This is a genomic window from Streptomyces sp. x-80 (assembly GCF_046549095.1).
Taxonomy (GTDB): Bacteria; Actinomycetota; Actinomycetes; order Streptomycetales; family Streptomycetaceae; genus Streptomyces; species Streptomyces celluloflavus.
Genome location: NZ_JAJPWM010000002.1, coordinates 299135 through 322950 on the forward strand (window position 1 = coordinate 299135; position 23816 = coordinate 322950).

Below are 23816 nucleotides of genomic sequence, written 5' to 3' on the forward strand. Positions count from 1 at the left end.
GCGCTTGCCCGGCCTGCCCTGACCACGCTTGCCTGCCCTGCTCCGACGGCATACACCTCCGGTGAGTGGATGGGCGTCCTGTACGGGTGGGTGCCCTGTGCGGGTGGGTGTCCTGTGCGGGTGGCCGGGTGTGCGGGTGGGCGTCCTGTGCGGGTAGCCAGGTTGTGTGGGTGGCCGGGTTGTCCACAGGTGCGGGGTTGTGCACAGGCCGGAGCGGGCCTCGGCGGATTGCGGCACGGTGGTGATCGCCGGGTCCGAACTCCTCACCGCAGGTGGTGATCACATGCCGCGTCGTCCTCCCTCCACCGGCCCCGAACCCACTCCGCCGGCTCCTCTCCCCACTCCCCCACGATGTGAAGTACCGCACTTCGCACCACTGCGGGCGGGCGGCGGGCGGCACCGTTGGCGGCGCCCGCCACGGCGGCGCATGCTGGCCGCCGGTCTGGCGATGACGGCCGCAGCACTGGCCAGCGGGGTGTCGAACGGTGCCGTACGGACCTCGCCGGGGTCCGGCTGCCCGGCCGCGACGCCCCTCGGCGGGCGGTAGCCATGCCCCAAGATCGAGTGGCATCCGCCCCCATGGCACGCGAAACTGCTGCGGGTGGCCAGGCATGCGCCGTGCGCCCCATGGGGCAGGCACCCAACGCCTACACCTCCAGCGTCATCCCCCACACCGTCGGTGGCTCCGGCGCCGGCTCACCGGCCGACCCGAGCGGGCCGCGCTGCCGGGTCCGATCGGCCTGCCGGTTCCGAACGGTCCGTCCGGTCCGCCGGGCCGGGCCGTTCCGCCGGACCGGGCCGACGCGTCCGATCGGGCCGATCCGTCCGGTCAGGCTGATCAACCGGATCCGTCCGGTCGGGCCGATCAGGCCGATCCGTACTGACGCTCTGGTCGATCGCTGGTTCGTGTTGCGCGATTGGACACTCCTGGCCCGCCCTGCCGTAAATTGCGGTGCCGATTGTTGGCGCACCGTCCGTAGTAAGCGTGGAAAGAGGCTGTCAGGTGAGCGAGAACAAGGGCGTACTTCAGGGATTCAAGGAGTTCCTGATGCGCGGAAACGTGATCGAGCTCGCGGTCGCGGTCGTCGTTGGTGCAGCCTTCACGAATATCGTGAATGCCGTGGTCAAGGGCGTCATCAACCCGATCATCGGCGCGTTCGGCTCGCAGAACCTGGACAATTACAAGGCGTGTCTCACCACCTGCCACGTGGACAAGAAGACCGGCGAATTCACCGACGGCATCTACATCCTGTGGGGCTCGGTGCTCAGCGCCGCCCTGACCTTCCTGATCACCGCCGCGGTCGTCTACTTCCTCATGATCCTTCCGATGAACAAGTGGAAGGCCCGTCAGGCGGCCAAGAACCCCGTGGACGAGACTCCGACGACCCCGACCGAGGTCGAACTCCTCGTCGAGATCCGCGATGCGCTGATCGCCCAGCGCAACGGCTCCACCGCCACGCCGTCCGCGTCCTCCGCGACGGTCATCGCTCAGAAGACGCAGCAGTAACGCAGGCGCTGCCGGCCGGCCTCCGCCGCCCCATCGCCTCGCTCAGAGGTGGTGGGGCGGCTTTTCGTCGAGGAAGCGGGCCAAGTCGGCGGCGCTGCCGGCGGCGGCGCCCGTGGGGCGTTCTCCCCAGCCGTGGTCGGTGTCGTCCGAGGACTGCTGGTTCAACGGGTCGTCGAAGACGAGGGCGGCGGCGGACCGGGGTGCCGGGCGTGCGGCGGGCGGGGCCGGCGATGCGGGCGAGGTCTCGGCGGCCGGAGCCGGAGCGATCGGAGCCTCGGAAGCGGGGGCGGCCTCGGGCTCGGGGTGCGGGGTGGGGTCGGGGGTGGCGCTCACGCCTCCAGGGTACGGCCGGGCGGGGGTGCGGCCGGGGGGAGGTGGGCTGCGGCCGGGGTTCGGTCGGGGCTGCGGACAGGGGGCGGACGGGGGTGAGCTGTGGCCTGGAGGGGACGGTCGGGTGTGGCGGCCGGAGGTGAGCTGCGGACCGGGACAGGCTGCGGACCAGGGCGGACTGCGGACCGGGACGGGCTGCGGACCAGGGCGGACTGCGGCTCCGTAACCCGGCTGCCACCCGTGACGGCCTTGCCCTCGCCCCCTACGTTAGGACGTCGTCCTGAGTACCCCCGGAGCCCACGGCCGGCTCGGAAGGAGACCGGTGGGACTGGCCGGCGAACCCGCGCGCACGCCGGTGGCCCGCATCATCCCGATGAGTCGGTACGGGCCACCGACGAATCCCCGGTGGGCTGCCGCTGAGCTACGCCGAGTCCGGCGAGGACGTTCCTATGACGACCATCAGGAACTGCGCCAGACGGCGCCGCGCTGCTCGTACTCCATGACGGACTCGACGCTGAGGGCGATGGACGGTCCGCACTCACGGGTGATCATCCAGAGCGCCAGATCGATTCCACTGGTGACACCGCCCGCGGTCACCAAGTTCCCGTCGTCAACGACTCGCGCGTCGACCACCTTGCCTCCCTGGGCAGCCAGCTCGGCCTTGGCGAGATGGTGCGTCGTACACGGACGATCTTTGGTCAAGCCTGCCGCGGACAGCACCATGACTCCCGTGCAGACACCGGCGACGATGACTCCTGCCTGCTGGGCCCGTACGAGGTTCCGGTGGACATCCGGATCGCTGATCAGCTGGTCACCGCCGCCCGGCACGATCAGAAGATCGGTATCGGTGGGCTCCCATGCGTTCGGCACCGTGACTTCGGTGCCGAAGAAACATGTCACCTCGCCAGGAGCCGATGGCCGCACCAATGTCGTTTCCACCTGGCCACCGGCCTGCGCAGCGTGCCCGAACACGTCCCGCGGCCCGATGAAGTCCTGCTCCTCGACCCCGTCGTACACGAGGATCTGAACACGTAAAGGCATCGGCCATGTCTCCTTGACTGGTGAAGCGTCCGCGGATGCCGCGGGCGCCGCGAAGGTCCCGACCGATACGAGACCGCCGGTCAGGGCGAACGATGTCAGCAGGTTTCTGCGCACCATCGGCCCGTCTCCTGACGCTCGCTCGATCTCCTGCCGAGCCGGCGCCGGCCTACCGCGAGGGACGGCACACGGGGGTGCCCCGGCGGGCCGCGAGCGTGTGGCCTTGAGGTGCCCAGCAGCGCCGGCTTGCCTCATAGGTCTGCTGCGACGGGGGAAAAGTTCCCAGCCTCGACGCATCCCCGCTGCTCACGCGCCACCTCAACTACCGCGCCTTCTTCGGCCTCGCCCTCACCCGTGCCACTGCCGACACTTCTTCCGTCGCACAGAACAGCGTGTTGATCCGGAGAAGCCGGAATAGGCAGCCGTGGTGGGAGGCCGTCGCAGGAGTGGGGACAGTCGGCCGCCAGGGGTGGCGGGTGCCGTCTGTGGTGCGGGTGCGGTGTCGCGGTGGGTGAGGGGCGGGGCGGTGTGCGGGGAGGTGGTCAGCGGTCCTTCTTGTCGAGGGACCAGAGGCCCAGGACGACGAGGAAGGAGAGGATCAGGAAACCCGCGCACCACCACGCCGAGTCGGTGTCGCCCCGCATCCAGGCGTCGACGGCGATGGACAGTGCCCACAGCTGGCCGATGACGACGGACATCGCCAGGATCAGGCGGCCGGACAGTTTCGCCGAGCGTTCCGGTTCCTGTTCGGTGCCGGCACCCGGTCCCGGGCCGGTGCTGTGCACCCGTGGGTCGCCGTAGCCGCTGGTGGGGCGGATCTGTGGGTAGCGGTCGTGCACGGGGCGGTTGAGCCGGGGGTCCGCACTGCCGGGGTGGTAGGGCGGGGGGCCGGGTGGATCGGGAGGGGTGGGCGGGCCCGGTGGCGGAGGGGAATTCGGTGGGCGAGGCGGGGTGGGGGGCGGGGCGGACGGGAAGTCGGTCATGGCCGTTCGCTCCCTCGGGCGTCAGCGGCGGTGCGGGCGTCGGCCTCGGCCCCCGTGGAGGAGTGGGCACCGGCCTGGGTACGGGCCTGCGCACCGGTCCGGGTACGGCTCCGGGTACGGGCCTCGGCAAGGGGCCTGGGGTGGGCCTGGGCGTGGTTTCCGGTGCTGTCCGCGTGGTCGCCGGTCGCGTGCGCGCGGCTGTGCCGGGTACCGGGGCAGCCGACCCGGGAGGCCAGCTCCGGGTTGTTCTGCTTGAGTTCGCGGCACAGTCCCTGGTCGATGCTCTCGCCGGAGCGGGCCGTGCCGATGGCCCAGATGCTGCCGTCCGCGCGCTCGTAGAGCACGACCTTGGGCAGGGCACGGGGTGGCGGACCGGCCGTGACATCGCCGCTGCGGGGGTCGAAGACGCCTTCGTGGCAGGGGCAGTACAGCTCGCCCTCCTCGCCGCGTTCCTTGCGCCACAGGACGGCGCAGGCGAGGTGGGTGCAGATGGCGGAGTAGCCGACGAGGGAGCCGTCGGCGAGGCGGATCGCGACCGCGCGGTCCTCGTCGCCGGGGTAGCGGAAGGCGAGGGATTCGCCGGCGGGGAGGCGGTCGGCGATGCGTTTGGCCTCCCCGCCTCCGTCGCCGTGGCGGTGCAGCACTCCCCCGGCGACGCCCAGTCCGCCGATGGCGAGGCCGCCCGAGACGGTGACGACGATGCGCAGGTAGTCGCGCCTGGTGGTGAGCGAGTCGGCGCTGATGCGGTCCCGGAGGGCGGCTTCTTCCTGGGCGGAGAGGCCGTCGCGGGGCTGCTCCGAGGGCTGGTCGGAGCCGTGTTCCGGCCGGTCCGGGTTCCCGTTCCCGGCCGGTGGCTGCTGCGTCGTACTCATCGGATATCGGCTCCCGTCACCCGCGGCTGCGACTGCGCCAGTGCTTCCGCCTTCGGCTGCGACAGCGACAGCACTTTCCCTTTCGGCTTCGGCACGCTCACACTCCCGGCGCCCTCCGTGCGCGGTGGCCGCACCGCGCTCACCGGCCGCCGCGGATCGGCTCCGTACGCGGCCGACGGCTGCTGCGTACTCATCGGACACCGGTCCCGTCCGCCGGCTGTCCGGCGTCGCCCCGCGGTGGCCGCGTATCGCGGCCGTTGACCTCGACGACCGGGAGTCCGCCCGGTACCGGCCACTGGACCTTGTCGGCGGGGACGACCATCGCGACCCCGGTGTGGACGACGGCCTCGCCGAAGACGAACGAGTCGGCGACCTCGACACCGGGGCGTTCGGCCTGGAGCTCTTCGAGGGTGCCGTAGAAGAGGGCGCCGGTCGGGCAGACGGTGGCGCACATCGGGGCCATGCCGTAGGCGGTGCGGTCGTAGCAGAGGTTGCACTTGAGCTGGAGTTTCGCCGCCAGGTCGATCTTCGGTACGCCGAAGGGGCAGGCGTTGACGCAGTTGGCGCAGCCGATGCAGCGGGTGGTGTCGGCCTGTTGCACCACGCCGTCCGGCGTGACGAGGATCGCTTCGGCGGGGCAGACCTCGGCGCAGGGGGCGACCGGGTCCGAGCAGTGCATGCAGACGGTGGGCAGGGAGGCGACGGAGCCGCCCTCGTCGGGGTAGTCGAGATGGATCATGGATTTCCCGCGGTGCGAGTCGCATTCGCGGCAGGCCGATACGCATGCCTGGCAGCCGATGCAGCGCCCCGGGTCGATGAAGATCGTCTTGCCCATCATGGCGGCGGTCAGCCCCTCTCTGCGGTGCCGCGGCCCTGGGGTGCGGTCGGCGGCAGGGGGTCGGTGCGGGAAACCTGGGTTTCGGGGTACGCCTCGTGGCCGGGCCCGGTGGGTGGTGCGGGGACCTCGTCGGGGGCGTCGGCGGCCTCGATGCGGGCGGCGCAGACCTTGTACTCGGGGATCTTCGAGCGGGGGTCGAGGGCGTCGATGGTCAGGGTGTTGGCGGCGGTGGGGTAGGGCCAGTGGTAGGGGACGAAGACGGTGTCGGGGCGGATGGCTTCCAGGACGAGGGCGGGGTAGACGGCGCTGCCACGGCGGGTGACGACGCGTACGGGGTCGCCGTTGCGGAAGCCGTGTGAGGGGTGCACCTCGACCCAGGGGCGCGGGGCCTGTTCGACGAGGGCGCCCAGGCGGCGGGTCTGGTTGCCGGAGAGGTACTGGGCGACGGTGCGGCCGGTGGTGAGGGAGAGCGGGAATTCGTCGCTGTAGGGGTCGATGGGCGGGTGCCATTCGACGGTCTGGAGGTGGATTTTCCCGTCCGGGTGGTACGTCCGGCCGTCTTCGAAGAGCCGGGGTGTGCCGGGGTGTTCGGTGGTGGGGCAGGGCCAGGAGATGCCGCCGGTTTCTTCGAGGCGTTCGTAGGTGATGCCGTAGTAGTCGTTGACGGTGCCCGCGGAGGCGGTGCGGAGTTCTTCGAATACGTCGCGGGCGCCGGTGAAGGCGAATTTGTCGCCGGCGCCCAGGCGGCGGGCGAGTTCGCACAGGACCCAGGTGTCGGTGCGTACGCCGGGTGGCGGGTCCTGGGCCTTGTTGTGTTTGACGACGCGGGCTTCGGCGTTGGCCATGACGCCTTCGTCCTCGGCCCAGACGGTGACCGGGAGGACGACGTCGGCCCGTTCGGCGGTCTCGGAGAGGAAGAAGTCGAGCTGGACGTGGAATTCGAGGGTGTCGTATCCCTCTTTGACCACGTGGTAGTTGGGGAGGGAGACGAAGGGGTTGTTGCAGACGCCGAGGAGGCCGCGGATCTCCTGGCGCCGCATCTGGTGGACCATTTCCATCATCGAGGTGCCGGCGGCCGGGAGTTCGGATTCCTCGATGCCCCAGATGGCGCAGATCTGCCGGCGGTGTTCGGGGTTGGTGATGGAGCGGCCGCCGGGCAGCAGATCGGATTTCTGGCCGTGTTCGCGGCCGCCCTGGCCGTTGCCCTGGCCGGTGAGGGTGCCGTAGCCGGCGCCGGGGCGGCCGATGTGTCCGGTGGCGACGCACATATTGATGATCGACAGGCAGTTCTCGACGCCTTGGCTGTGGTGTTCGACGCCGCGGGCGTGCCAGGCCATGGCGCGTTCGGCCCCGGCGAACCAGCGGGCGACCTGTTCGATCTGCTGGACGCTGACGCCGCAGATGCCGGCGGCGCGGTCCGGCGGGTAGTCCTGGACGGTGGCTTTGACGTCGTCCCAGCCGGTGGCGTGGCGGGCGAGGTAGGACTCGTCGGTGAGGCCCTCGCGGATGATGACGTGCAGGACGGCGTTGAAGAAGGCCGAGTCGGTGCCGGGTTTGAGCGGGACGTGCAGGTCGGCGGTGCGTGCGACGGGCGTTTCGCGGGGGTCGATGACGATGAGCCGGGCGCCGCGGTCGCGGGCGCCCCAGAGGTACTGGGTCATGACCGGGAAGCATTCGCCGACGTTGGAGCCGGCGATGAGGACGCAGTCGCTGAGCAGGATGTCGGAGAAGGGGTTGCCGGCCCGGTCGATGCCGAAGGCGAGTTTGTTGGCGCCGGCGGCGCTGACCATGCACAGCCGGCCGTTGTAGTCGACATGTTTGGTTTTCAGGGCGACCCGGGCGAATTTGCCGACGAGGTAGGTCTTCTCGGTATAGAGGGAGGCGCCGCCGAGCATGCCGAAGGCGTCCGCGCCGTGGGCTTCCTGGATGCGGCGGATCTCGGCGGCGGTGAAGTCGAGTGCTTCGTCCCAGGAGCATTCCCGGAGGGGTTCGTCGCGGCTGCGGCGGATCAGTGGCGCGGTGAGCCGGTCGGGGTGGTTGACCTGCTGGTAGGCGTTGATGCCTTTGGGGCAGAGCCGCATGCGGTTGATGTCGTGGTTGCGGGGTTCGACGCCGAATACCCGGCCGGCCTTGTTGACGCGGAGGTACATACCGCATTGCACACCGCAGAAGCAGCAGTGGGTGGGGACGAGGGTTTCGCCGCTCTGGTCGGCGCGCCAGCTGTCGGCGGGGATACCGCCGGCGTCGCGGAAGTTGCGGGTGCCGGGCGGGGCGATGGTCGGGTCGATCGGGATGGTCACTGGACTTCTTCCCCTGCTTCCCCTGGTGATGTGCGGGCCCTGCGTGGCTGTGTGCGGCACCTTTGGCTGTGCGACGTGCAGGCGGTGGCGTAACGCGCCGTTGGTCTATGCGAAGCCCCGTTTGACGTGGGTGAGGTAGGCGCTGCCGCGCAGTATCCGTTTGCAGCGCGGGCAGTAGGTGGTGAATTCGTCGAATTCCAGGTGGAGTTCGCGCATGGTGCCGCGCAGACCGTCGATATAGGGGGCGGTGTCGACGGGTTCGCCGCAGCGGCGGCAGGTGAAGATCTTGTCGTTCTGCCGGGCGGTGTATTTGAACAGCTGCATACCGACGGCGGCGGGCCGCTGCACGATGTGGAAGAACTTTCCGAACGGGATGTAGATGAGGGTGAAGACCACCGACGCCATGTGCAGGATGCCGAGGAACGCGTAGCCGCCGCCGTGCAGGAAGACCTCGGAGAAGGTCAGCAGGAGCCCGGTGACGGAGACGACGATGAGGGCGAGCAGCGGGACGAGGTCGTAGCCGAAGCGCTGTCCGGTGGTGGCGGCGCGGTCGCGCATACGGCGCCAGAGGAAGTAGCCGGCCCCGGCGATGACGAGGACGGCGGCGAGATCGAGGCCGTGGAACATGGCCCAGCCGACGACGCTCGCGGAGTCGAAGCCGATGACCTTGAAGCCCCAGATCCGCATCTCGTAGCCGGGCCCGGAGCCGGTACCGGAGGTGAAGGTGAACCATCCCCAGGTGAGCGGGAAGGTGATGACGGCGGCCAGGAGGCAGCCCCAGAAGAGGAGTTGGTGGGCGGCCCAGCGGGCGTGGGAGCGGGCGCCGAGGAATTTCTGGAAGCCGAGGTAGGTGGCGATCATGCGGGGCAGGGCGGTGGGTGCCTTGCGGAAGTTCTCCGGGGAGAAGAAGCTGCGCCAGCCCTGCCGGAAGAGCCGGCGGGCGGGCGGTGCGCTGATCCAGACGGTGTAGCGGTAGGCGACGCCGAAGGCGAGGAAGACGGTGGCCACGGCGTAGGGGAGCAGGGCGGAGTCGAAGTTCCGCAGCAGGCGGCTGCCGAGGACGATGGCGGCGATCAGGAGGAGGGCGACGGCCGAGGCCACCAGCGTCGCGCGGACGGCTGGTGGCCTCGGCCGGGGCGGCGCCGCTGCTTCCGGGGCGGGCGCCGGGGCGGGTGGGGCGGCTGATGGCTGTGGCACGGGGCCCACGGTAGGGGCTTGTGCGAGTTATGGCCCGTTTTGTCGGCCTAGTGGGTGAGGGCCGGGGCGCGTACGTACCGGTGGGGCGTACGGGGTGGGGGCGTAGATGGTGGGGCGTACGTGACAGGGGCGCGCCCGTGCGGGTGACGGGCGGCGGCCCCATGGCGGCCCCGGCCGCCCCGCCGCGACCGGGGGCCGGGGGCTGGGGAACCCGGTCCGGGGCCTGGGAGCCAGGCCCCGGAGAACCGGGGCCGGACCGTTCAGCCCCGTCGCTCCCGTCAGACCGCCGTCAGCCCATGGCCCGCGAACACCTCGCGGGCCGCGGCCAGCTGCTGTGCGGTGGGCGACGGGGTGTCGCGGAGGGTGAAGTCCAAGCCGAGGCGGTCCCATTTGGACTCGCCCAGCTTGTGGAACGGCAGGACGTCCACCCGGGAGACATTGCCGAGGGAGGCGGCGAAGGCGGCGACGCCCTCGATGTTGGCCGGGGCGTCGGTGAGGCCGGGTACGAGGACGAAGCGGATCCACACCTCGGTGCCGAGACCGGCGAGGCGGTGCGCGAAGTCCAGGGTGGGCCGCAGCTGCCGGCCGGTGAGGCGCTGGTAGAGGGCGCGGTCCCAGGACTTGATGTCCAGCAGGACCAGATCCACATCGCGCAGCATCGCGTCGGTGGCGCGGGCGCCGAGGAAGCCGGAGGTGTCCAGGGCGGTGTGCAGGCCGAGTTCGTGCCGGAAGCGGTGCAGGAGTTCACCCGTGAAGACCGGCTGGAGCAGCGCCTCGCCGCCGCTGATGGTGGCGCCGCCGCCCGCGGCCCGGATGAAGGTGCGGTACTTGGCGGCCTCGGCCACCACCTCGTCGGCGGAGGTGCGCTTGCCGTTGCGCATCTTCCAGGTGTCGGGGTTGTGGCAGTACAGGCAGGAGAGCGGGCAGCCGGCCAGGAAGGTCACGAAGCGCGTGCCGGGGCCGTCGACGCCGGTGGACAGGTCCCAGGAGTGCACGGAGCCGGAGATGGGGCGGTGCTGGACGGCGGCCGCGGGGGTGACCGGCTCGTTCGTCGGGTCCCAGGCGGCGGGTACGCCTACGGGTATGTCGGAGCCGAGCAAGACGGCCATGGCAGGACCTCCTGAGCTGGGTGGATACGGAGCTGTGGGATGCGGGGGGGCGGGGCCGGGACGGATACGGGGGTACGCGGCGCCGGTGCCGGGGTGAGGGCCCGGCACCGGCGCCGCGGGCTCGGTGGGCCGGCCGGAGGGGCCGGCCCGTGGGGTACGGGTCAGAGCGACCCGTGGAAGGTGCGGTTGATGACATCGAGCTGCTGCTCGCGGGTCAGCCGCACGAAGTTGACCGCGTATCCGGAGACCCGGATGGTCAGCTGCGGGTAGTTCTCCGGGTGCTCCATGGCGTCCTGGAGGGTCGCCTTGTCGAGCACGTTGACGTTCATGTGGAAGCCGTCGCTGGCCATGAAGCCGTCCAGCACTCCGGCGAGGTTGTCGACCCGCTCCTGGGGGGTGCGGCCGAGCGCGTCGGGGGTAATGGTGTTGGTCAGCGAGATGCCGTCCTCGGCGTCGTCGTACGGCAGCTTGGCGACCGACATCGCGGAGGCGATGTAGCCGTGCTCGTCGCGGCCGTTCATCGGGTTGGCGCCGGGCGCGAAGGGGGTGCCGGCGCGCCGCCCGTCGGGGGTGTTGCCGGTCTTCTTGCCGTAGACGACGTTCGAGGTGATGGTCAGCACGGACTGGGTGTGCAGCGCGTCACGGTACGTCGGGTGCTTGCGCACCTTCTGCATGAACTCGTGCACCAGCGAGCGGGCGATGTCGTCGGCCCGTTCGTCGTTGTTGCCGTACGCCGGGTACTCGCCCTCGATCTCGTAGTCGGTGGCCAGGCCGGTCTCGTCGCGGATCACCTTCACCCGGGCGTGCTTGATGGCCGACAGGGAGTCCGCGGCGACCGAGAGTCCGGCGATGCCGCAGGCCATGGTGCGCAGGATGGCGCGGTCGTGCAGCGCCATCTCGATGCGCTCGTAGGCGTACCTGTCGTGCATGTAGTGGATGACGTTGAGGGCGTGGACGTACGTCTTGGCCAGCCACTCCAGCATCGCGTCGTACTGCGGCGCGACGGTGTCGTAGTCGAGGTACTCGCCCTCGACGGGCGTGAAGCCCTGCACCACGGTCTTGCCGGTCTTCTCGTCCCGGCCGCCGTTGATCGCGTAGAGCAGCGCCTTGGCGACGTTGACCCGGGCCCCGAAGAACTGCATCTGCTTGCCGACGGCCATCGCGGAGACGCAGCAGGCGATGGCGGTGTCGTCGCCGTACTTGGGGCGCATCAGCTCGTCGGACTCGAACTGGATGGCCGAGGTGTCGATGGCGACCTTGGCCGCGAAGTCCTTGAAGCCCTGCGGGAGTTGCGGGGACCAGAAGACGGTGAGGTTGGGCTCGGGGGCCGGGCCGAGGTTGTAGAGGGTCTGGAGGGCGCGGAAGGTCGTACGGGAGACGAGCGGGCGGCCGTCCTCACCGATACCGGCCATCGACCAGGTGACCCAGGTGGGGTCGCCGGAGTAGAGCTCGTTGTACTCGGGGGTGCGCAGGAAGCGGACGATGCGGAGCTTGATGACGAAGTCGTCGATGTACTCCTGGGCCTGCGCCTCGGTGAGGCGGCCGGCGTCGATGTCGCGCTGGAGGTAGATGTCGAGGAAGTTGTCGATGCGGCCGATGGACATGGCCGCGCCGTTCTGCTCCTTGACGGCGGCGAGATAGCCGAAGTAGAGCCACTGGACGGCCTCCCGGCCGGTGGCGGCGGGGCGCGAGATGTCGAAGCCGTAGCGGGCGGCCATCGCCTTGAGCTCGCCGAGCGCCTTGATCTGCTCGGCGGTCTCCTCGCGTTCGCGGATGACCTCTTCGGTCGGCCACTGCGCGTCGGCGTCGGCCTTGTCGGCCTTCTTGTCCTCGATGAGGCGGTCCACACCGTAGAGGGCGACACGGCGGTAGTCGCCGATGATCCGGCCGCGGCCGTAGGCGTCCGGGAGGCCGGTGATGATGCCGGAGGAGCGGCAGGCGCGGATCTCGGGGGTGTAGGCGTCGAAGACCCCGTCGTTGTGGGTCTTGCGCAGGTGAGTGTAGATCTCCCGGACCTGCGGATCGGCCTCGTAGCCATAGGCGTTGAGGGCGCCTTCGACCATCCGCCAGCCGCCGTTGGGCATGATGGCGCGCTTGAGCGGGGCGTCGGTCTGGAGGCCGACGATGAGGTCGAGGTCCTTGTCGATGTAGCCCGGGGCGAACGCGTCGATGCGCGAGGGGGTGTGCACATCGACGTCGTGGACGCCTTCGGCCAACTCCTGCGGGAACATGCCCAGGAGCTTCTGCCACACCGCGGTGGTGCGCTCCGTCGGTCCCGCGAGGAAGGCGCTGTCGCCCTCGTAGGGGGTGTAGTTCTGCTGGACGAAGTCACGGACGTCGACGGCATCCCGCCAGAGGCCGCCCTTGAAACCGTCCCAGGCTTCGCCGCTCGTCGTCTTCTCCGCGGGTGTTGCGGTCATGATGCACACCTTCCGAATCGCTGTGCCCTCGTCTCTTCTATTGGACTCCTTTTGATCGATCGGACGGCTCGGCATTGGTCCCCGAAAAGAGTCCGAAAGTCCCGACCTTGACCGTCACCCCACCTTGACACCCACCTTGACCTGGACTTTCGTCAGGGACTTTCGACCCTGGTTTACTTGTGAACGCATTCACAAGAATTTTCCGAAAGGTCGCGTAAAGCCGCGAAGGAACCACGGAAACCCCACGAGGCCCCCGCACGCCGGACGGCGGGGCGACCGGACCGGGTCCGGTCGCCCCGCCGTCCGGCAATGCGCCGGCAGAGGGTGGGCGGGTGCGTCAGCCGAACGGACCCGCCGCCGTCAGCTGGGCGCCTCCGCGCCCTTGCGCGCGTAGAACCACCACGCCACCGCGATGCAGCTGAGGTAGAAGGCGACGAAGCCCCACATCGCACTGGTCACCGCGATCGAGGCGAACAGCGCCGGGATGAAGAAGAAGCCGTAGGCCGCGATGGCGGAGGTGAAGCCGGTGACCGCGCCCGCCTCCATCTCGGCCTGCTTGAGCGCCGCGGCGTAGGCGGGGGTGCCCTCCTCCAGGCCCTTCAGATGCTGGTCCCGGAAGATCACCGGGATCTGCCGGAACGTCGAGCCGTTGCCGATACCGGAGAAGAGGAAGGCGCTCAGGAAGCAGCCGAAGAAGCCCCAGAACGAACCGTTGTCGCCGCCGGACGGCAGGAAGTTGATGACGCCGACGATCGAGGCCGCCATGCCCACGAAGGACAGGATGGTGACCCGGGCCCCGCCGATCTTGTCCGCGAGCCAGCCGCCGGCCCAGCGGGCCAGCGCGCCGACCGCCGGGCCCATCCAGGCGTAGGTCGCCGCCGAGTACGACGCGTCGATCGGGGTGAACGTGGTCTTGATCAGCATCGGCAGCGCGGCCGCGAAGCCGATGAACGAGCCGAAGGTGCCGACGTAGAGCCAGGTCATCAGCCAGTTGTGCTTACGCCGGAAGATGACCTTCTGCTTGCTGAACGGGGTGGACGCGACCTTCAGGTCGTTCTGCCCGAACCAGGCGACCACCGCCAGCGCCACCAGGACCGGCACCCAGAGGAACGCCGCGTTCTGGAGCCAGACGGACGTGCCGTCGGCCTTGTGCTGGGCGGAGCCCAGCGCCAGCACCGAGCTGGTGATGACGATCGGGGTGACCAGCTGGACGACGGAGACGCCGAGGTTGCCCAGACCGCCGTTGATGCCGGTGGCGTTGCCCTTCTCCCGCTTCGGGAAGAAGAAGCCGATGTTGGCCAGCGAGGAGGCGAAGTTGGCGCCGCCGATACCGCACAGCGCGGCGATGGCCGCCATCACGACGTACGGGGTGTCGGGGTTCTGCACCGCAAAGCCGAGCCAGATCAGCGGCACGATCAGGACGACCGTGGACAGCGCGGTGAAGCGGCGCTGGCCGACGATGGGGCCGAGGAAGGTGTAGAAGATCCGGGCGGTGCCACCGGTGAGTCCGGGGATGGCGGTCAGCCAGAACAGCTGCGAGGTGCTGAAGCCGAAGCCGACGTCCTTGAGGTTGGTGGCGGTGACGCTCCACACCTGCCACACCACGAACGCCACCAGCAGCGCGGGAACGGCGATCCACAGGTTGCGGTTGGCGACCTTCTTGCCGACCGACTTCCAGAACAGCTCGTTCTCCGGCTGCCAGTCGGTGATCGTACGGCCCGGCCGGTACTGACCTGGATCGAACTCCTCCGGCGGGACCGGACCGGCCGCCTGTGACGGCGACCCCTTCACTGCGGGACTCATGGTGCTTCCCCTATTTCGGCTGAGAGACCTGTGCCTTTCCACGGTGCTCCGCCGAGAAGAAGCGCGTTAGAGCCGTTGGCCGCCCGCGGGAGCGACCGAGGTCACCGAAATACCCGGGACCTTCGGCACGTGATTAGCCCGATATCGCGCGAAAAAACACGAGAACCGGCCGACGTCGCCGGCCACCGCCGCCGTGCCGGCTCCTGGTGCCCGCCGCCCGCGCCGCCCGCCGCTCAGACCTCTTCGAGGACCTCGTGCCACCAGCGGTCGCGGCCCGGCGTCCAGGAGACCGGCCGCGCGCACCGGTTCACCACCAGCACCGTCCGCCGCGCCGCGGGATCCGGGCCCGCGCCCCGCGCCAGGGCGTGGTCGAGCAGCGCCTTCACCGGCCGTACCGCCCCGTCCCAGAACGCCGCGTCCGCGGTGATCAGCACCCGGGCCCCCGACTCCCGTACCCGCGCGGCCAGTTCGGGCACGGTCAGGGAGACCGGCAGCGAGCTGCGGATCGCGTCCAGCCGCCCGCAGGCGATCGTGGCGATCACCGACTCGGGCACCAGCGGCAGATGCACCGCGACCCGGTCACCGGCCCGTACCCCGTACCGGCTGAGCGCGGCGGCGGCCCGCTCCGCCTGCTCGATGAGCACACCGTGCGTCATCTCCTCCATCCGGCCGGGCTCTCCGGTCCAGGTGAGGGCGATCCGCGACGCCTGCTGCTCTTGCAGTTCACGGGCGTTTTCTGCATGCTCTGAAGTCACACGGTGCAACATGCGGTTCAGCTTGGTGATCGCCGATCAACGAACGCTGAACGTCCGCTGTACGGGCTCACGCCCCCTTCCGCACCCTTTCCCGCACCCGCTCGCGCCCCTTCGCGCCCCCGGGCGGTCACCCCGCCCTCGCGAGCCACCCGGGCCTGCCGGCCCCCTTCCGGTGCACTCCTTCCCCTCTCGCACCCCCCGTATCCCACCCACCCGTGAGAGGTGTCCCCGTGCCCGCATCCCCCTGCCGTCCGGCCGCAGTGCCGTATCCCCCGCCCGCCCGCTGGGCACTCGCCGCCGTCGCCACCGGCGCCTTCTGCGTCCAGCTGGACTCCTTCGCGCTGAACCTGGCGCTGCCCGTCGTCCGCGCCGCCCTGCCCGGGTCCGCGACGGCCCTCCCCTGGGTGATCAGCGGCTACCTGCTGGCCGCCGGTTCGCTGATGCCGGTCGCCGGGCGGCTGGGCGATCTGTACGGCAGGCGCCGGATGCTCCTCCTCGGCCTGGCGCTCTTCGGCACCGCCGCCGCCCTCTGCGCGCTCGCCCCGTCGCTGCCCCTCCTGGTGGCGGCACGGATACTCCAGGGCGCGGGCGGTGCGCTGATCATGCCCGCCGGGCTGGCCCTGCTCACCACCTCCTTCCCCCCGGGGCACGGCCGCCGGGCGACCGGCCGGGCGCTGGGACTGGCCGGTCTGGCCACCGTCTGCGGGCCGTTCCTCGGCGGCGCCCTCGCCCAGGCCGTCTCCTGGCGGGCCGTCTTCTGGCTGACGGTGCCGCTCACCGTGGCGGCCGCGCTGTGCGCCCGGCGGGCGGCCGAGTCCCGCGACCCGGCCCCGGGGCACCGCCTCGACCTCCCCGGCGCGGCCGCCGCGACCGGCGCGCTGGTCTGCCTGTCCCGGTGGGTGGAGCACGGCGCGGCCTGGGGCTGGGCGGCCGGTGCGGCGCTGCTGGCCGCGGTGTTCGTACGGGCCGAGCGGCGCTCCCGTGCCCCGCTGGTGGACCTCGCGCTCTTCCGCAACCGGCCGTACGTCCGGCTGACGGCGGCCGGTGCGGTCGCCAACTCCGCGACCGTGGCCCTGCTGTTCGCCGTCCCGTTGACGCTCCAGGAGGACCGGGGGCTGTCGGTGCTGGGGGCGGGGGCGGCCTTCCTCGTCCCGGCCGCCGCGCTGGCCGCCGGTGGCCCCCTCGCCGGCCGGGTGCGGCCCGCGGCCGCCGTACCGGTGATGGCGCTCTGTCTGGCCGCCGCCGCGGCCACGCTCTGGGCTGCCTGTCCCGGTGGGGGAGCCGGTGCGGCCACGCCCGCCCTGCTGACGGCCACGACCGGGGCCGCGGCCGCGCTGGGCGTGGCGGGCGGCCTGGCCCTCACCGGCACCCAGGCCGTCGTCCACCCGGCCCGCGCGGGCGAGGCGTCCGGGGTGACCAAGTCCGCCCTGACCGTCACGGCGGGCCTCGGCCTCGCCCTCACCGGCGCGGGCGCCCACCCCTCACTCCTCGGCCCGGCCGCGGTATGCCTGATCGCCTCGCTGGTGCTGGCGCTGCCCCTGGTACCGGGCGGGGCACGGGCGCTGCGCGGGGCCGCGCGCCGACGGCGGGGGACGGGGCCCGCCTCCGGCGGGTGAGCCGCCGCCCCGGTTCCGCCGCCCCGGTTCCGCCGCTCCGGTTCCGCCGCTCCGGTTCCGCCGCTCCGGTTCCGCCGCTCCGGGGCGGACCGGTGGCCGTCCCGGCCCGCCCACGAGGAGCGGGGGCGGGCCCGCCGTCCGGTGGCCACGGCTCCCGGCCCGCGCGCCGATACCGCCGCACGGCTTGGCCGGCGTACGGCCTTGCGGTTCGCGGCGTACGGCCTGACAGCTCACGGCGTACGGCCTTGCGGTTCGCGGCTCACGCGCACCCGGCCGGGGCCTCGGCCGAGATCGGCGACCGGGCCGGCGTCGTCGGCCGTACCAGCTCGGCGAACGCGGCGAGCATGGCTCGGTCCAGCGGTTCGGTGTCCAGTTCCGTACGGAGGACGGTGGCGTAGCCGGCGGCGACGGTGTCGTAGGCGGCCCGGGTGGCGCGCAGGTGAGCGGGTTCGGTCACGGCCGGGGACAGCAGCCTGCCGCTCTCGGACCGACATGGCGTCAACGGGCCACGGCAGCCCGGCGCCACGCACACCGGGGCCTCGGGGAGCGGGCGCCGCGTCAATGCCCTGCCGGCACCGCGTCGGCGCGCTCCCGGCGACCCCACGGCCCACCCCGTTCACCCCGCGCCGGCCGTCTCCCGTTCTCCGGCCTCGACCGCCGCGTAACCCCCCAGCACATCGCAGACCTCGCCGAACCCGCGCGCCTCCAGCAGCGCCGCGGCGATGGCCGAGCGGTTGCCACTGCGGCAGTAGAGGACGACGGGGCGGGCGGGGTCCAGGTGGGTGATGCGGTCGAGGAGACCGGCCAGCGGGATGTTGAGCGAGCCGGGCAGGGCGCCCGCGGCGTGTTCGGACGGGTTGCGGACGTCTATCAACTGGTCGGAAGCGGCGGGGAGTTGGTCGATCGAGATGCGGTTGCTGCGGGAGGTCAGCGCGGGTTCGCGGGCCAGTGCGGCGGCCGGGTCGGGGACGTGGCCGAGGACGTGGTCGTAGCCGATACGGGCGAGGCGCAGGCGGGCCTCCGTCTCGGTGCCGGGGTCGGCGAGCAGCACGATCGGCGTGCCCGGGGCGACCACGCTGCCGGCGTACTCGGCGAACCGGGTGTCCAGTCCGGCGTGCAGCGAACCGGTGAGATGGGCCTCGGTGTAGGCGGCCAGGGGGCGGCAGTCGAGGAGGGCGGCGCCCTGTTCGGCGCGGGCCGCACACGCCTCCGCCAGGGTGAGGGCGGCCGGCGGGCCGGGCTCCAGGAGGGGGTGGCCGTCGCGGTTGAGGGCCACGTCATGGGCGAAGTAGCCGGGGGCGGCGGGCTGGTCCGCGGTGACCAGGCGGACGAAGTCGGCCTCCGGCATGGGTTGCAGGGCGTAGTTGACGCGGCGCTGCTCGCCGATGGTGGAGGTGGTCTCGGTGGACAGGTTGCGGCCGCAGGCCGAGCCCGCGCCGTGTCCGGGAAAGACCCGGGTGGCGTCGGGGAGGGTCAGGAGTTTGCCGTGCAGCGAGCGGTGCAGACGGACGGCCATGTCGTGCGGGGTGTGCCCGGCGGCGGAGAGCAGATCGGGGCGGCCGACGTCGCCGACGAAGAGGGTGTCGCCGGTCAGTACGCCGTACGGCACGGCGTCGCCGGGGTGTTCGTGGACGACCAGGCAGATGGATTCGAGGGTGTGGCCGGGGGTGGCGAGGACGGTGAGCGTGACGCCGCCCGTCCTGTCGTCGCCGAGGGCGATGCGTTCACCGTCCCGTAGCCGCCGGATGGGGAAGCCGGTCCCGGCGGCCTCGCCGAAGGCGATGGCGGCGCCGGTCGCCCGCGCGAGTTCGAGGTGGCCGGAGAGGAAATCGGCGTGCAGGTGCGTCTCGATGACGAGTTCGATGCGCAGGCCCGCCTGTGCCGCGTCGCGCAGGTATTCGTCGATGTCACGGCGCGGATCGACGAGGACGGCGCGTCCGGTGGTCTCGTCGCCGATCAGGTACGACGCCTGGGAGAGGCAGTCGAGGTAGTACTGCGCGAAATGCACGGTCGGCCTCCAGGGGTGCGCGGAGCCCGTGTGCACTGCCTCGGGCCCGCTCGGGCGTACTGCATGATGCGTTGTGCGGATGCACGGATGTACGTACATTAGGCATCCGAGAACGTGACGACAACCCGGTGCACCCCGGAACCTCCCGTCTCGGCCACCGCCATCGCCTCACCCGCACCTCCGTGGAGGAACCCCGCCATGACGACCGAGCCGCCGGACGGCGAGCACGCGCCGCGCCCCCTGGACCGGCGCTCGCCGCTGCCCCTGTGGGCCCAGCTCTTCGCCGATCTGCGCCGCCGGATGGAGGCCGGCGCGTTCACCGAGGAGTTCCCGGCCGAGCACCGGCTCACCGGTGAGTACGAGGTCAGCCGGCACACCGTCCGCGAGGCGCTGCGCAAACTGCGCGCCGACGGCCTGGTCATCGCCGAGCGGGGCCGCGCCAGCCGGCTGGACACCCGCCGCATACAGCAGCCGCTCGGCTCGCTCTACAGCCTCTTCCGCGAACTGGAGGGCCAGGGCGTGGAGCAGCGCAGCGAGGTGCTGCGGCTGGAGCGGACAGTGGACGGCACGGTCGCCGGGCAGTTGGAGCTGGCCCCGGACGCACCGCTGGTCGTACTGGAGCGGCTGCGGCTGGCGGACGGCGAACCGCTCGCGCACGACACCGCGTATCTGCCCGCCGAGATCGCCGAACCGCTGCTGGACGCCGACTTCGGGCACACCGCGCTCTACAGCGAGCTGACGCGGCGCTGCGGGGTGAAGGTCACCGGCGGCCGGGAACGTATCCATCCGTTCCTGCCGGACGTCCGGCAGGCGTGGCTGCTGGGACTGGCCGACCGCGAGGCGGCGTTCGCCATCGAGCGGCTGGGCCGGGCCGGGGAGCGGCCGGTGGAGTGGCGCGAGACGGCGGTGCGCGGTGACCGGTTCGCGTTCGTCGCGCAGTGGTCCGACGACAGCCGGTCGGTCGATCTCGCGCCGCGGGCCTCGTGTCCGTCGGCATAGCCGTCACGGCGCTCCCGTGCGGGCTGCTGATCGGTCTGCTGCTGGGCGCGCTCGGCGGCGGCGGTTCGGTCCTGGCCGTACCGGTCCTGGTCTATCTGCTGGGCCAGTCGCCGCACGAGGCGACCGCGGGCGCCCTGGTCGTGGTCGCGGTCGGCTGTGTCACCGGCCTGGCCTGTCACGCGCGGGCGGGCCGGATCCGCTGGGCGGCCGGCGCGGTCTTCGGCGCGCTGGGCACGGCCGGCACCTACCTCGGCTCCCGCTGGAGCGCGGCCCTGGACCCGGCCCTGCTGATGTCGGGGTTCGCCCTCCTGATGCTCACGGTGGCGGTGCTGATGGTGGTGCGCACCGTGCGGGAGCGGCGGGCGAGGCCCGGCGGGCGGCCGGGGGACGTGCCGCTGTGCCGTGCGGAGCCGGACGGCACCCGGCCGGGCGGCGCGCAGCCGGCCGGGACACCATCGGGCGGCGCACAGCCGGACCGCGCCCGGCCCGATCACGTACAGCCCGATCGCGCACGGCCGGACGGCGCACGGACGAATGGCACACGGACGGACGGCACACAGACGGACGGCACGCGGCCACCCGCCGGACCTACGGACCTCGGCGAGCCGGACCGGCACCCGGACCACCGGCACCCGGATCGCCGGGAGCCGGACCACCGGGAGCCGGCCCCCGTCCCCGCGCTTCCGCCCCGCTCCCGCCCCGTCCGTATCGCCGCCACCGCGACCGCTGTCGGGCTGCTCACCGGATTCTTCGGCGTCGGCGGCGGCTTCGTCGTCGTCCCGGCGCTCACGCTGGTACTGGGTCTGGAGATGCCGGTCGCCATCGGCACCTCGCTCCTGGTCATCCTCGTCAACTCCGGTACCGCGCTGGCCACCCGGGCCGGTACCGGCGCGCTGGACTGGCCGCTGCTGGCCGGCTTCGCCGCCTGCGCGGCGCTGGGCAGCTACCTCGGCAACCGGCTCACCACCCGGCTGCCCCCGCAGCTCCTGACCACCGCCTTCGCCTCCCTCGTCACCCTCCTCGCCGTCACCATGGCGGCCGCCGCCCTCCCCCACCTGTGACGGCGCCGCCCCCAACACCCCCACGCGCCCAACTCATCCCCCGTACACCGCTCTTGTCCCTCAGGAGGATCCGTATGACGCCCGCCGCCGCACCGTCCCACCACCCCGTTCTGATCGTCGGGGGCGGGACCGCGGGTATCACCGTCGCCGCCCGACTGCGCCGCGCCGGCGTCCGGGGCATCGCACTGCTGGAACCGTCCGAAACGCACTGGTACCAGCCGCTGTGGACGCTGGTCGGCGGCGGTCAGGCCCCGCTGCGCGCCTCGCTGCGTACGGAGGCGGAGGTCATCCCGCCCGGTGTGCGCTGGCTGCGCGAGCGCGCCACCGCCGTCGATCCGGCCGCCCGCACGGTCACCACCGCGTCCGGCCGGGTGCTGTCCTACGGACGGCTGGTGCTCGCGCCCGGCCTGCGGCTCGACTGGGACGGCGTACCGGGCCTGGCCGCGGCCCTCGGCCACTCCGGCGTGACCAGCAACTACCGGCCCGATCTCGCCCCGCTCACCTGGGACCTGATCCGGCGGATGCGGCGCGGCACTGCCGTCTTCACCATGCCGTCCGGGCCGGTGAAGTGCGGCGGCGCCCCGCAGAAGATCGCGTATCTGGCCGCCGACCACTGGCGCAAGCGCGGTGTGCTGGGCGCGATCCGGATCATCCTGGTCATCCCGGAGCCCACCCTGTTCAAGGTGCCGGTCTTCGACCGGGCCCTGACGGAGACGGCCCGGCGCTACGGCATCGAGGTGCGGCTGCGCTCGGAGCTGACCGGTCTCGACGGCGCGGCGCGCGAGGCCGAGCTCACCGATCACGCCACCGGTACGACGGAGACCGTCCGCTACGACCTGCTGCACGCCGTACCGCCGCAGGCCGCCCCCGAGTGGCTGGCCGAGGGCCCGCTCGCCGACCCCGCCTCCCCCTACGGGTACGTCAAGACCGACCGGGAAACCCTGCGGCACCCCGACTTCCCGGACGTGTTCGTCCTGGGCGATGTCGCCAACCTGCCCACCTCCAAGACGGGCGCGGCCATCCGCAAGCAGGCGCCGGTCGTCGTCGCCAACCTGCTGGCCGGGCTCCGCGGCCGCCCCGCCGCCGCCCGCTACGACGGCTACACCTCCTGTCCCCTGGTCACCGCCCGGCACAAGATGCTGCTCGCCGAGTTCGACTACGACCTGAAGCCGACGCCGTCGTTCCCCTTCATCGACACCACCCGGGAGCGCACCGACATGTGGTACCTCAAGCGCTACGGGCTGCCGCAGCTCTACTTCAGGGGGATGCTCAAGGGGCTGGCGTAGCGCCGTCCGGGCTCCGCTGCGCGCGCCCGATCAGTGTTCCGCGGTGACCGGGCTCCCAGCGGCTTGAGCCGACCGGACCGACGAGGCCCCGGGACCCAACTGGCCGGCACGGCACCGCACAGCGTGACCGATCTGCGCGGCCCGACGGCATCAGCACCGCATCAGGCAGCTGACGGACACCACACCACGGCGCCCCGCGCATCATCCGCGCGGGGCGCCGTCGGCGTACCGGGGAGGGTGCCCCGCCCTGCCCGTTTCCGGACGGCAAACGTGTTGTGGCTCGGGGAGGTACGAGTCCAGGGAATCTCGCACCCGCACGAAGGGGGCCGGCTCTACAGGGGCCAGGCGTCTTGTGGATCGTCCAGCCAGGCCCGTTGGCCGTCCTTGTCCACGGTCAGTCCGAAGCGTGTGAAGCCAGGGTGCCCGTGCGCGTCCCACCATCGGTAGGCGGTCTCCGCCTCGTCCCAGAGCCGACGGGGTCCCGACTGCCAGACGCGCGCCGTGTCCCCGTCGCGGAACATCACACACGCCCACGAACGGTCGGCCGGTCCGTAGAACCACACAGGCCGTGCCCCGTCGCGTTTGCCGGCAACGGTGTGACGGCAGTCGCGGACCCGGAGCCCCACAGCGAACCGTCCGGGGCTGAACCTCTCCCCGACGAATTCGGCTTCCGTGACCGCCGTAGCGGACTCGTCCCCCTCGGCCACGCTGCCGGTGACGTATTCGGCGTGCACCACGGGCGGGCGCCGCTGCGCCCTCAGCTTCATGAACTCCACGGGCCCCGTGAAGGCGCCGGACGCACTCGCACCGTCCCGCGCCACGACCAGCCGGGCCACCGCGTCCCCGTTGCTGTAGTGCGTCCCCCATGGGGCCACGACGACCCCACCCGGCCGACACTGCCGCACCCAGGCAAACGGGACGGCCCGCAGGCCACACGTCGCAATGATCCGGTCGTACGGCGCGCCCTGCGGATATCCCAGGAACCCGTCCGCATGAACAACACGGACGGGCAACCCGAAACGCTCAAGAGCCGCCCGCGCGGCAGCCGCGATGCCGTCGTCCACTTCCACCGTGACGACGTTCCCGGCCCCCAACCGGTGAGCCAGCAGCGCGGCGTTCCAGCCCGTACCGGTACCGATCTCCAATGCCTTCGCGCCGGGCTGCACATCCAGGTCCCGGAGCATGCGGAACACGACACCGGGCATGGAAGCCGAGCTGGTCGATTCCTCACCCGGTTCCTTGCCGCGGTGCTTCCCGTCGTCCCATTGCGTGACGATGGGTACGTTCGCGTCCGCGTATCCCTGCCACGCAGCCGGATCTTCCGCCTTGGAAACAGCGCAGCTCTGCCCCGCGTCCATGTCGAACGGCCACATCAGGCCGGGCAGGAACGCGGAGCGGGGCACCGCCTCGAATGCCGGTTCCCAATCCGTGGAAAGCGCCTTTGATTCGCGCAGGGACCGGCCCAGCGCGGACCGGCCCCCTTCACGCTCAGTCGCGGTCAACGGTCAGGCGCCCACGCGCGGGCCGCCATCGGGGTGCGGCTTCTCGTCGGGGACCGGCCACGGCTCGCCCGGTACCTTGTCCCCGCCGCCTCCGCCGCCGCCTCCGGTGATGCGCCATCCGTGATTCATGCTGAACTCTCCCTCGCCGGCTTCGGTTTCACTGTGCCCCGCCTGGTGGGCGGGAGTCTGTCG

19 protein-coding genes and 1 pseudogene are annotated in these 23816 nt (G+C 71.7%); 5 read left to right on the forward strand and 15 right to left on the reverse strand.

Annotated elements, in window-relative coordinates; all coding sequences use genetic code 11:
• The first annotated feature begins 1003 nt into the window (after window positions 1-1003).
• Window positions 1004-1507, forward strand: coding sequence for a large conductance mechanosensitive channel protein MscL (mscL, locus tag ACLJWH_RS04095; RefSeq protein WP_411140154.1), 504 nt, complete (start codon window positions 1004-1006; stop codon window positions 1505-1507).
• Window positions 1508-1549: 42 nt separating this feature from the next.
• Here mscL and ACLJWH_RS04100 read toward each other — a convergent pair whose 3' ends face one another.
• The 11 genes from ACLJWH_RS04100 to ACLJWH_RS04150 form a co-directional block, all read right to left on the reverse strand.
• A complete protein-coding gene (locus ACLJWH_RS04100) occupies window positions 1550-1840 on the reverse strand; it encodes a hypothetical protein (protein ID WP_411140155.1) in 291 nt (96 codons plus the stop codon).
• 456 nt (window positions 1841-2296) lie between these two features.
• Entirely contained in the window at window positions 2297-2878 is a 582-nt protein-coding gene (locus ACLJWH_RS04105) for a DJ-1/PfpI family protein (RefSeq protein ID WP_411140156.1), read from the reverse strand.
• A 539-nt stretch (window positions 2879-3417) separates the two neighbouring features.
• Entirely contained in the window at window positions 3418-3858 is a 441-nt protein-coding gene (locus tag ACLJWH_RS04110) for a hypothetical protein (RefSeq protein ID WP_411140157.1), read from the reverse strand.
• Window positions 3855-4730: a ubiquinol-cytochrome c reductase iron-sulfur subunit gene (locus ACLJWH_RS04115; RefSeq protein WP_411140158.1), complete on the reverse strand. Its 876-nt coding sequence runs from the start codon at window positions 4728-4730 to the stop codon at window positions 3855-3857. The genes ACLJWH_RS04110 and ACLJWH_RS04115 overlap by 4 nt, the downstream gene beginning before the upstream one ends.
• A gap of 190 nt (window positions 4731-4920) precedes the next feature.
• The gene (locus ACLJWH_RS04120; RefSeq protein WP_411140159.1) at window positions 4921-5568 is read right to left on the reverse strand and encodes a 4Fe-4S dicluster domain-containing protein; all 648 of its coding nucleotides are present in this window, start codon (window positions 5566-5568) and stop codon (window positions 4921-4923) included.
• Window positions 5569-5576: 8 nt separating this feature from the next.
• Window positions 5577-7862 carry a molybdopterin oxidoreductase family protein gene (locus ACLJWH_RS04125; RefSeq protein ID WP_411140424.1) on the reverse strand — a complete coding sequence of 762 codons (2286 nt, stop codon included), beginning with the start codon at window positions 7860-7862 and terminating at the stop codon, window positions 5577-5579.
• Window positions 7863-7973: 111 nt separating this feature from the next.
• Window positions 7974-9074: an MFS transporter gene (locus ACLJWH_RS04130; RefSeq protein ID WP_411140160.1), complete on the reverse strand. Its 1101-nt coding sequence runs from the start codon at window positions 9072-9074 to the stop codon at window positions 7974-7976.
• Window positions 9075-9343: 269 nt separating this feature from the next.
• The gene (gene pflA / locus ACLJWH_RS04135) at window positions 9344-10174 is read right to left on the reverse strand and encodes a pyruvate formate-lyase-activating protein (RefSeq protein WP_411140161.1); all 831 of its coding nucleotides are present in this window, start codon (window positions 10172-10174) and stop codon (window positions 9344-9346) included.
• Window positions 10175-10335: 161 nt separating this feature from the next.
• Window positions 10336-12594 (reverse strand): formate C-acetyltransferase, encoded by a 2259-nt coding sequence (gene pflB, locus ACLJWH_RS04140; protein WP_411140162.1) that lies wholly within the window; start codon window positions 12592-12594, stop codon window positions 10336-10338.
• A gap of 360 nt (window positions 12595-12954) precedes the next feature.
• Window positions 12955-14397 (reverse strand): NarK family nitrate/nitrite MFS transporter, encoded by a 1443-nt coding sequence (locus tag ACLJWH_RS04145; RefSeq protein WP_411140163.1) that lies wholly within the window; start codon window positions 14395-14397, stop codon window positions 12955-12957.
• Between the two features lie 233 nt (window positions 14398-14630).
• On the reverse strand, window positions 14631-15152 hold the full coding sequence (locus ACLJWH_RS04150) for an AMP-binding protein (protein WP_411140164.1): 522 nt from the start codon (window positions 15150-15152) through the stop codon (window positions 14631-14633).
• 230 nt (window positions 15153-15382) lie between these two features.
• On the opposite strand from ACLJWH_RS04150, the gene ACLJWH_RS04155 reads away from it, so the two are divergent.
• On the forward strand, window positions 15383-16768 hold the full coding sequence (locus ACLJWH_RS04155; RefSeq protein ID WP_411140165.1) for an MFS transporter: 1386 nt from the start codon (window positions 15383-15385) through the stop codon (window positions 16766-16768).
• 266 nt (window positions 16769-17034) lie between these two features.
• Here the strand turns inward: ACLJWH_RS04155 and ACLJWH_RS04160 are convergent.
• Window positions 17035-17225: pseudogene (locus tag ACLJWH_RS04160) on the reverse strand (SAM-dependent methyltransferase); the annotation flags it as partial.
• A gap of 159 nt (window positions 17226-17384) precedes the next feature.
• Window positions 17385-18776 carry an MBL fold metallo-hydrolase gene (locus ACLJWH_RS04165; RefSeq protein ID WP_411140166.1) on the reverse strand — a complete coding sequence of 464 codons (1392 nt, stop codon included), beginning with the start codon at window positions 18774-18776 and terminating at the stop codon, window positions 17385-17387.
• Between the two features lie 198 nt (window positions 18777-18974).
• Here ACLJWH_RS04165 and ACLJWH_RS04170 point away from each other — a divergent pair, with 198 nt between their 5' ends.
• The 3 genes from ACLJWH_RS04170 to ACLJWH_RS04180 all read left to right on the forward strand — a co-directional run bounded on the left by ACLJWH_RS04170 (window position 18975) and on the right by ACLJWH_RS04180 (window position 22122).
• A complete protein-coding gene (locus tag ACLJWH_RS04170; protein ID WP_411140167.1) occupies window positions 18975-19775 on the forward strand; it encodes a GntR family transcriptional regulator in 801 nt (266 codons plus the stop codon).
• The gene (locus ACLJWH_RS04175; protein ID WP_411140168.1) at window positions 19760-20836 is read left to right on the forward strand and encodes a TSUP family transporter; all 1077 of its coding nucleotides are present in this window, start codon (window positions 19760-19762) and stop codon (window positions 20834-20836) included. Before ACLJWH_RS04170 ends, ACLJWH_RS04175 begins: the two co-directional genes overlap by 16 nt.
• Before the next feature lie 74 nt (window positions 20837-20910).
• Entirely contained in the window at window positions 20911-22122 is a 1212-nt protein-coding gene (locus tag ACLJWH_RS04180) for an FAD-dependent oxidoreductase (protein ID WP_411140169.1), read from the forward strand.
• 332 nt (window positions 22123-22454) lie between these two features.
• On the opposite strand, the gene ACLJWH_RS04185 is transcribed toward ACLJWH_RS04180, so the two are convergent.
• Window positions 22455-23525 carry a methyltransferase domain-containing protein gene (locus ACLJWH_RS04185; RefSeq protein ID WP_411140170.1) on the reverse strand — a complete coding sequence of 357 codons (1071 nt, stop codon included), beginning with the start codon at window positions 23523-23525 and terminating at the stop codon, window positions 22455-22457.
• 102 nt (window positions 23526-23627) lie between these two features.
• Complete coding sequence (locus ACLJWH_RS04190) at window positions 23628-23753, reverse strand: hypothetical protein (protein ID WP_411140171.1); 126 nt, start codon at window positions 23751-23753, stop codon at window positions 23628-23630.
• Between the last annotated feature and the right edge of the window lie 63 nt (window positions 23754-23816).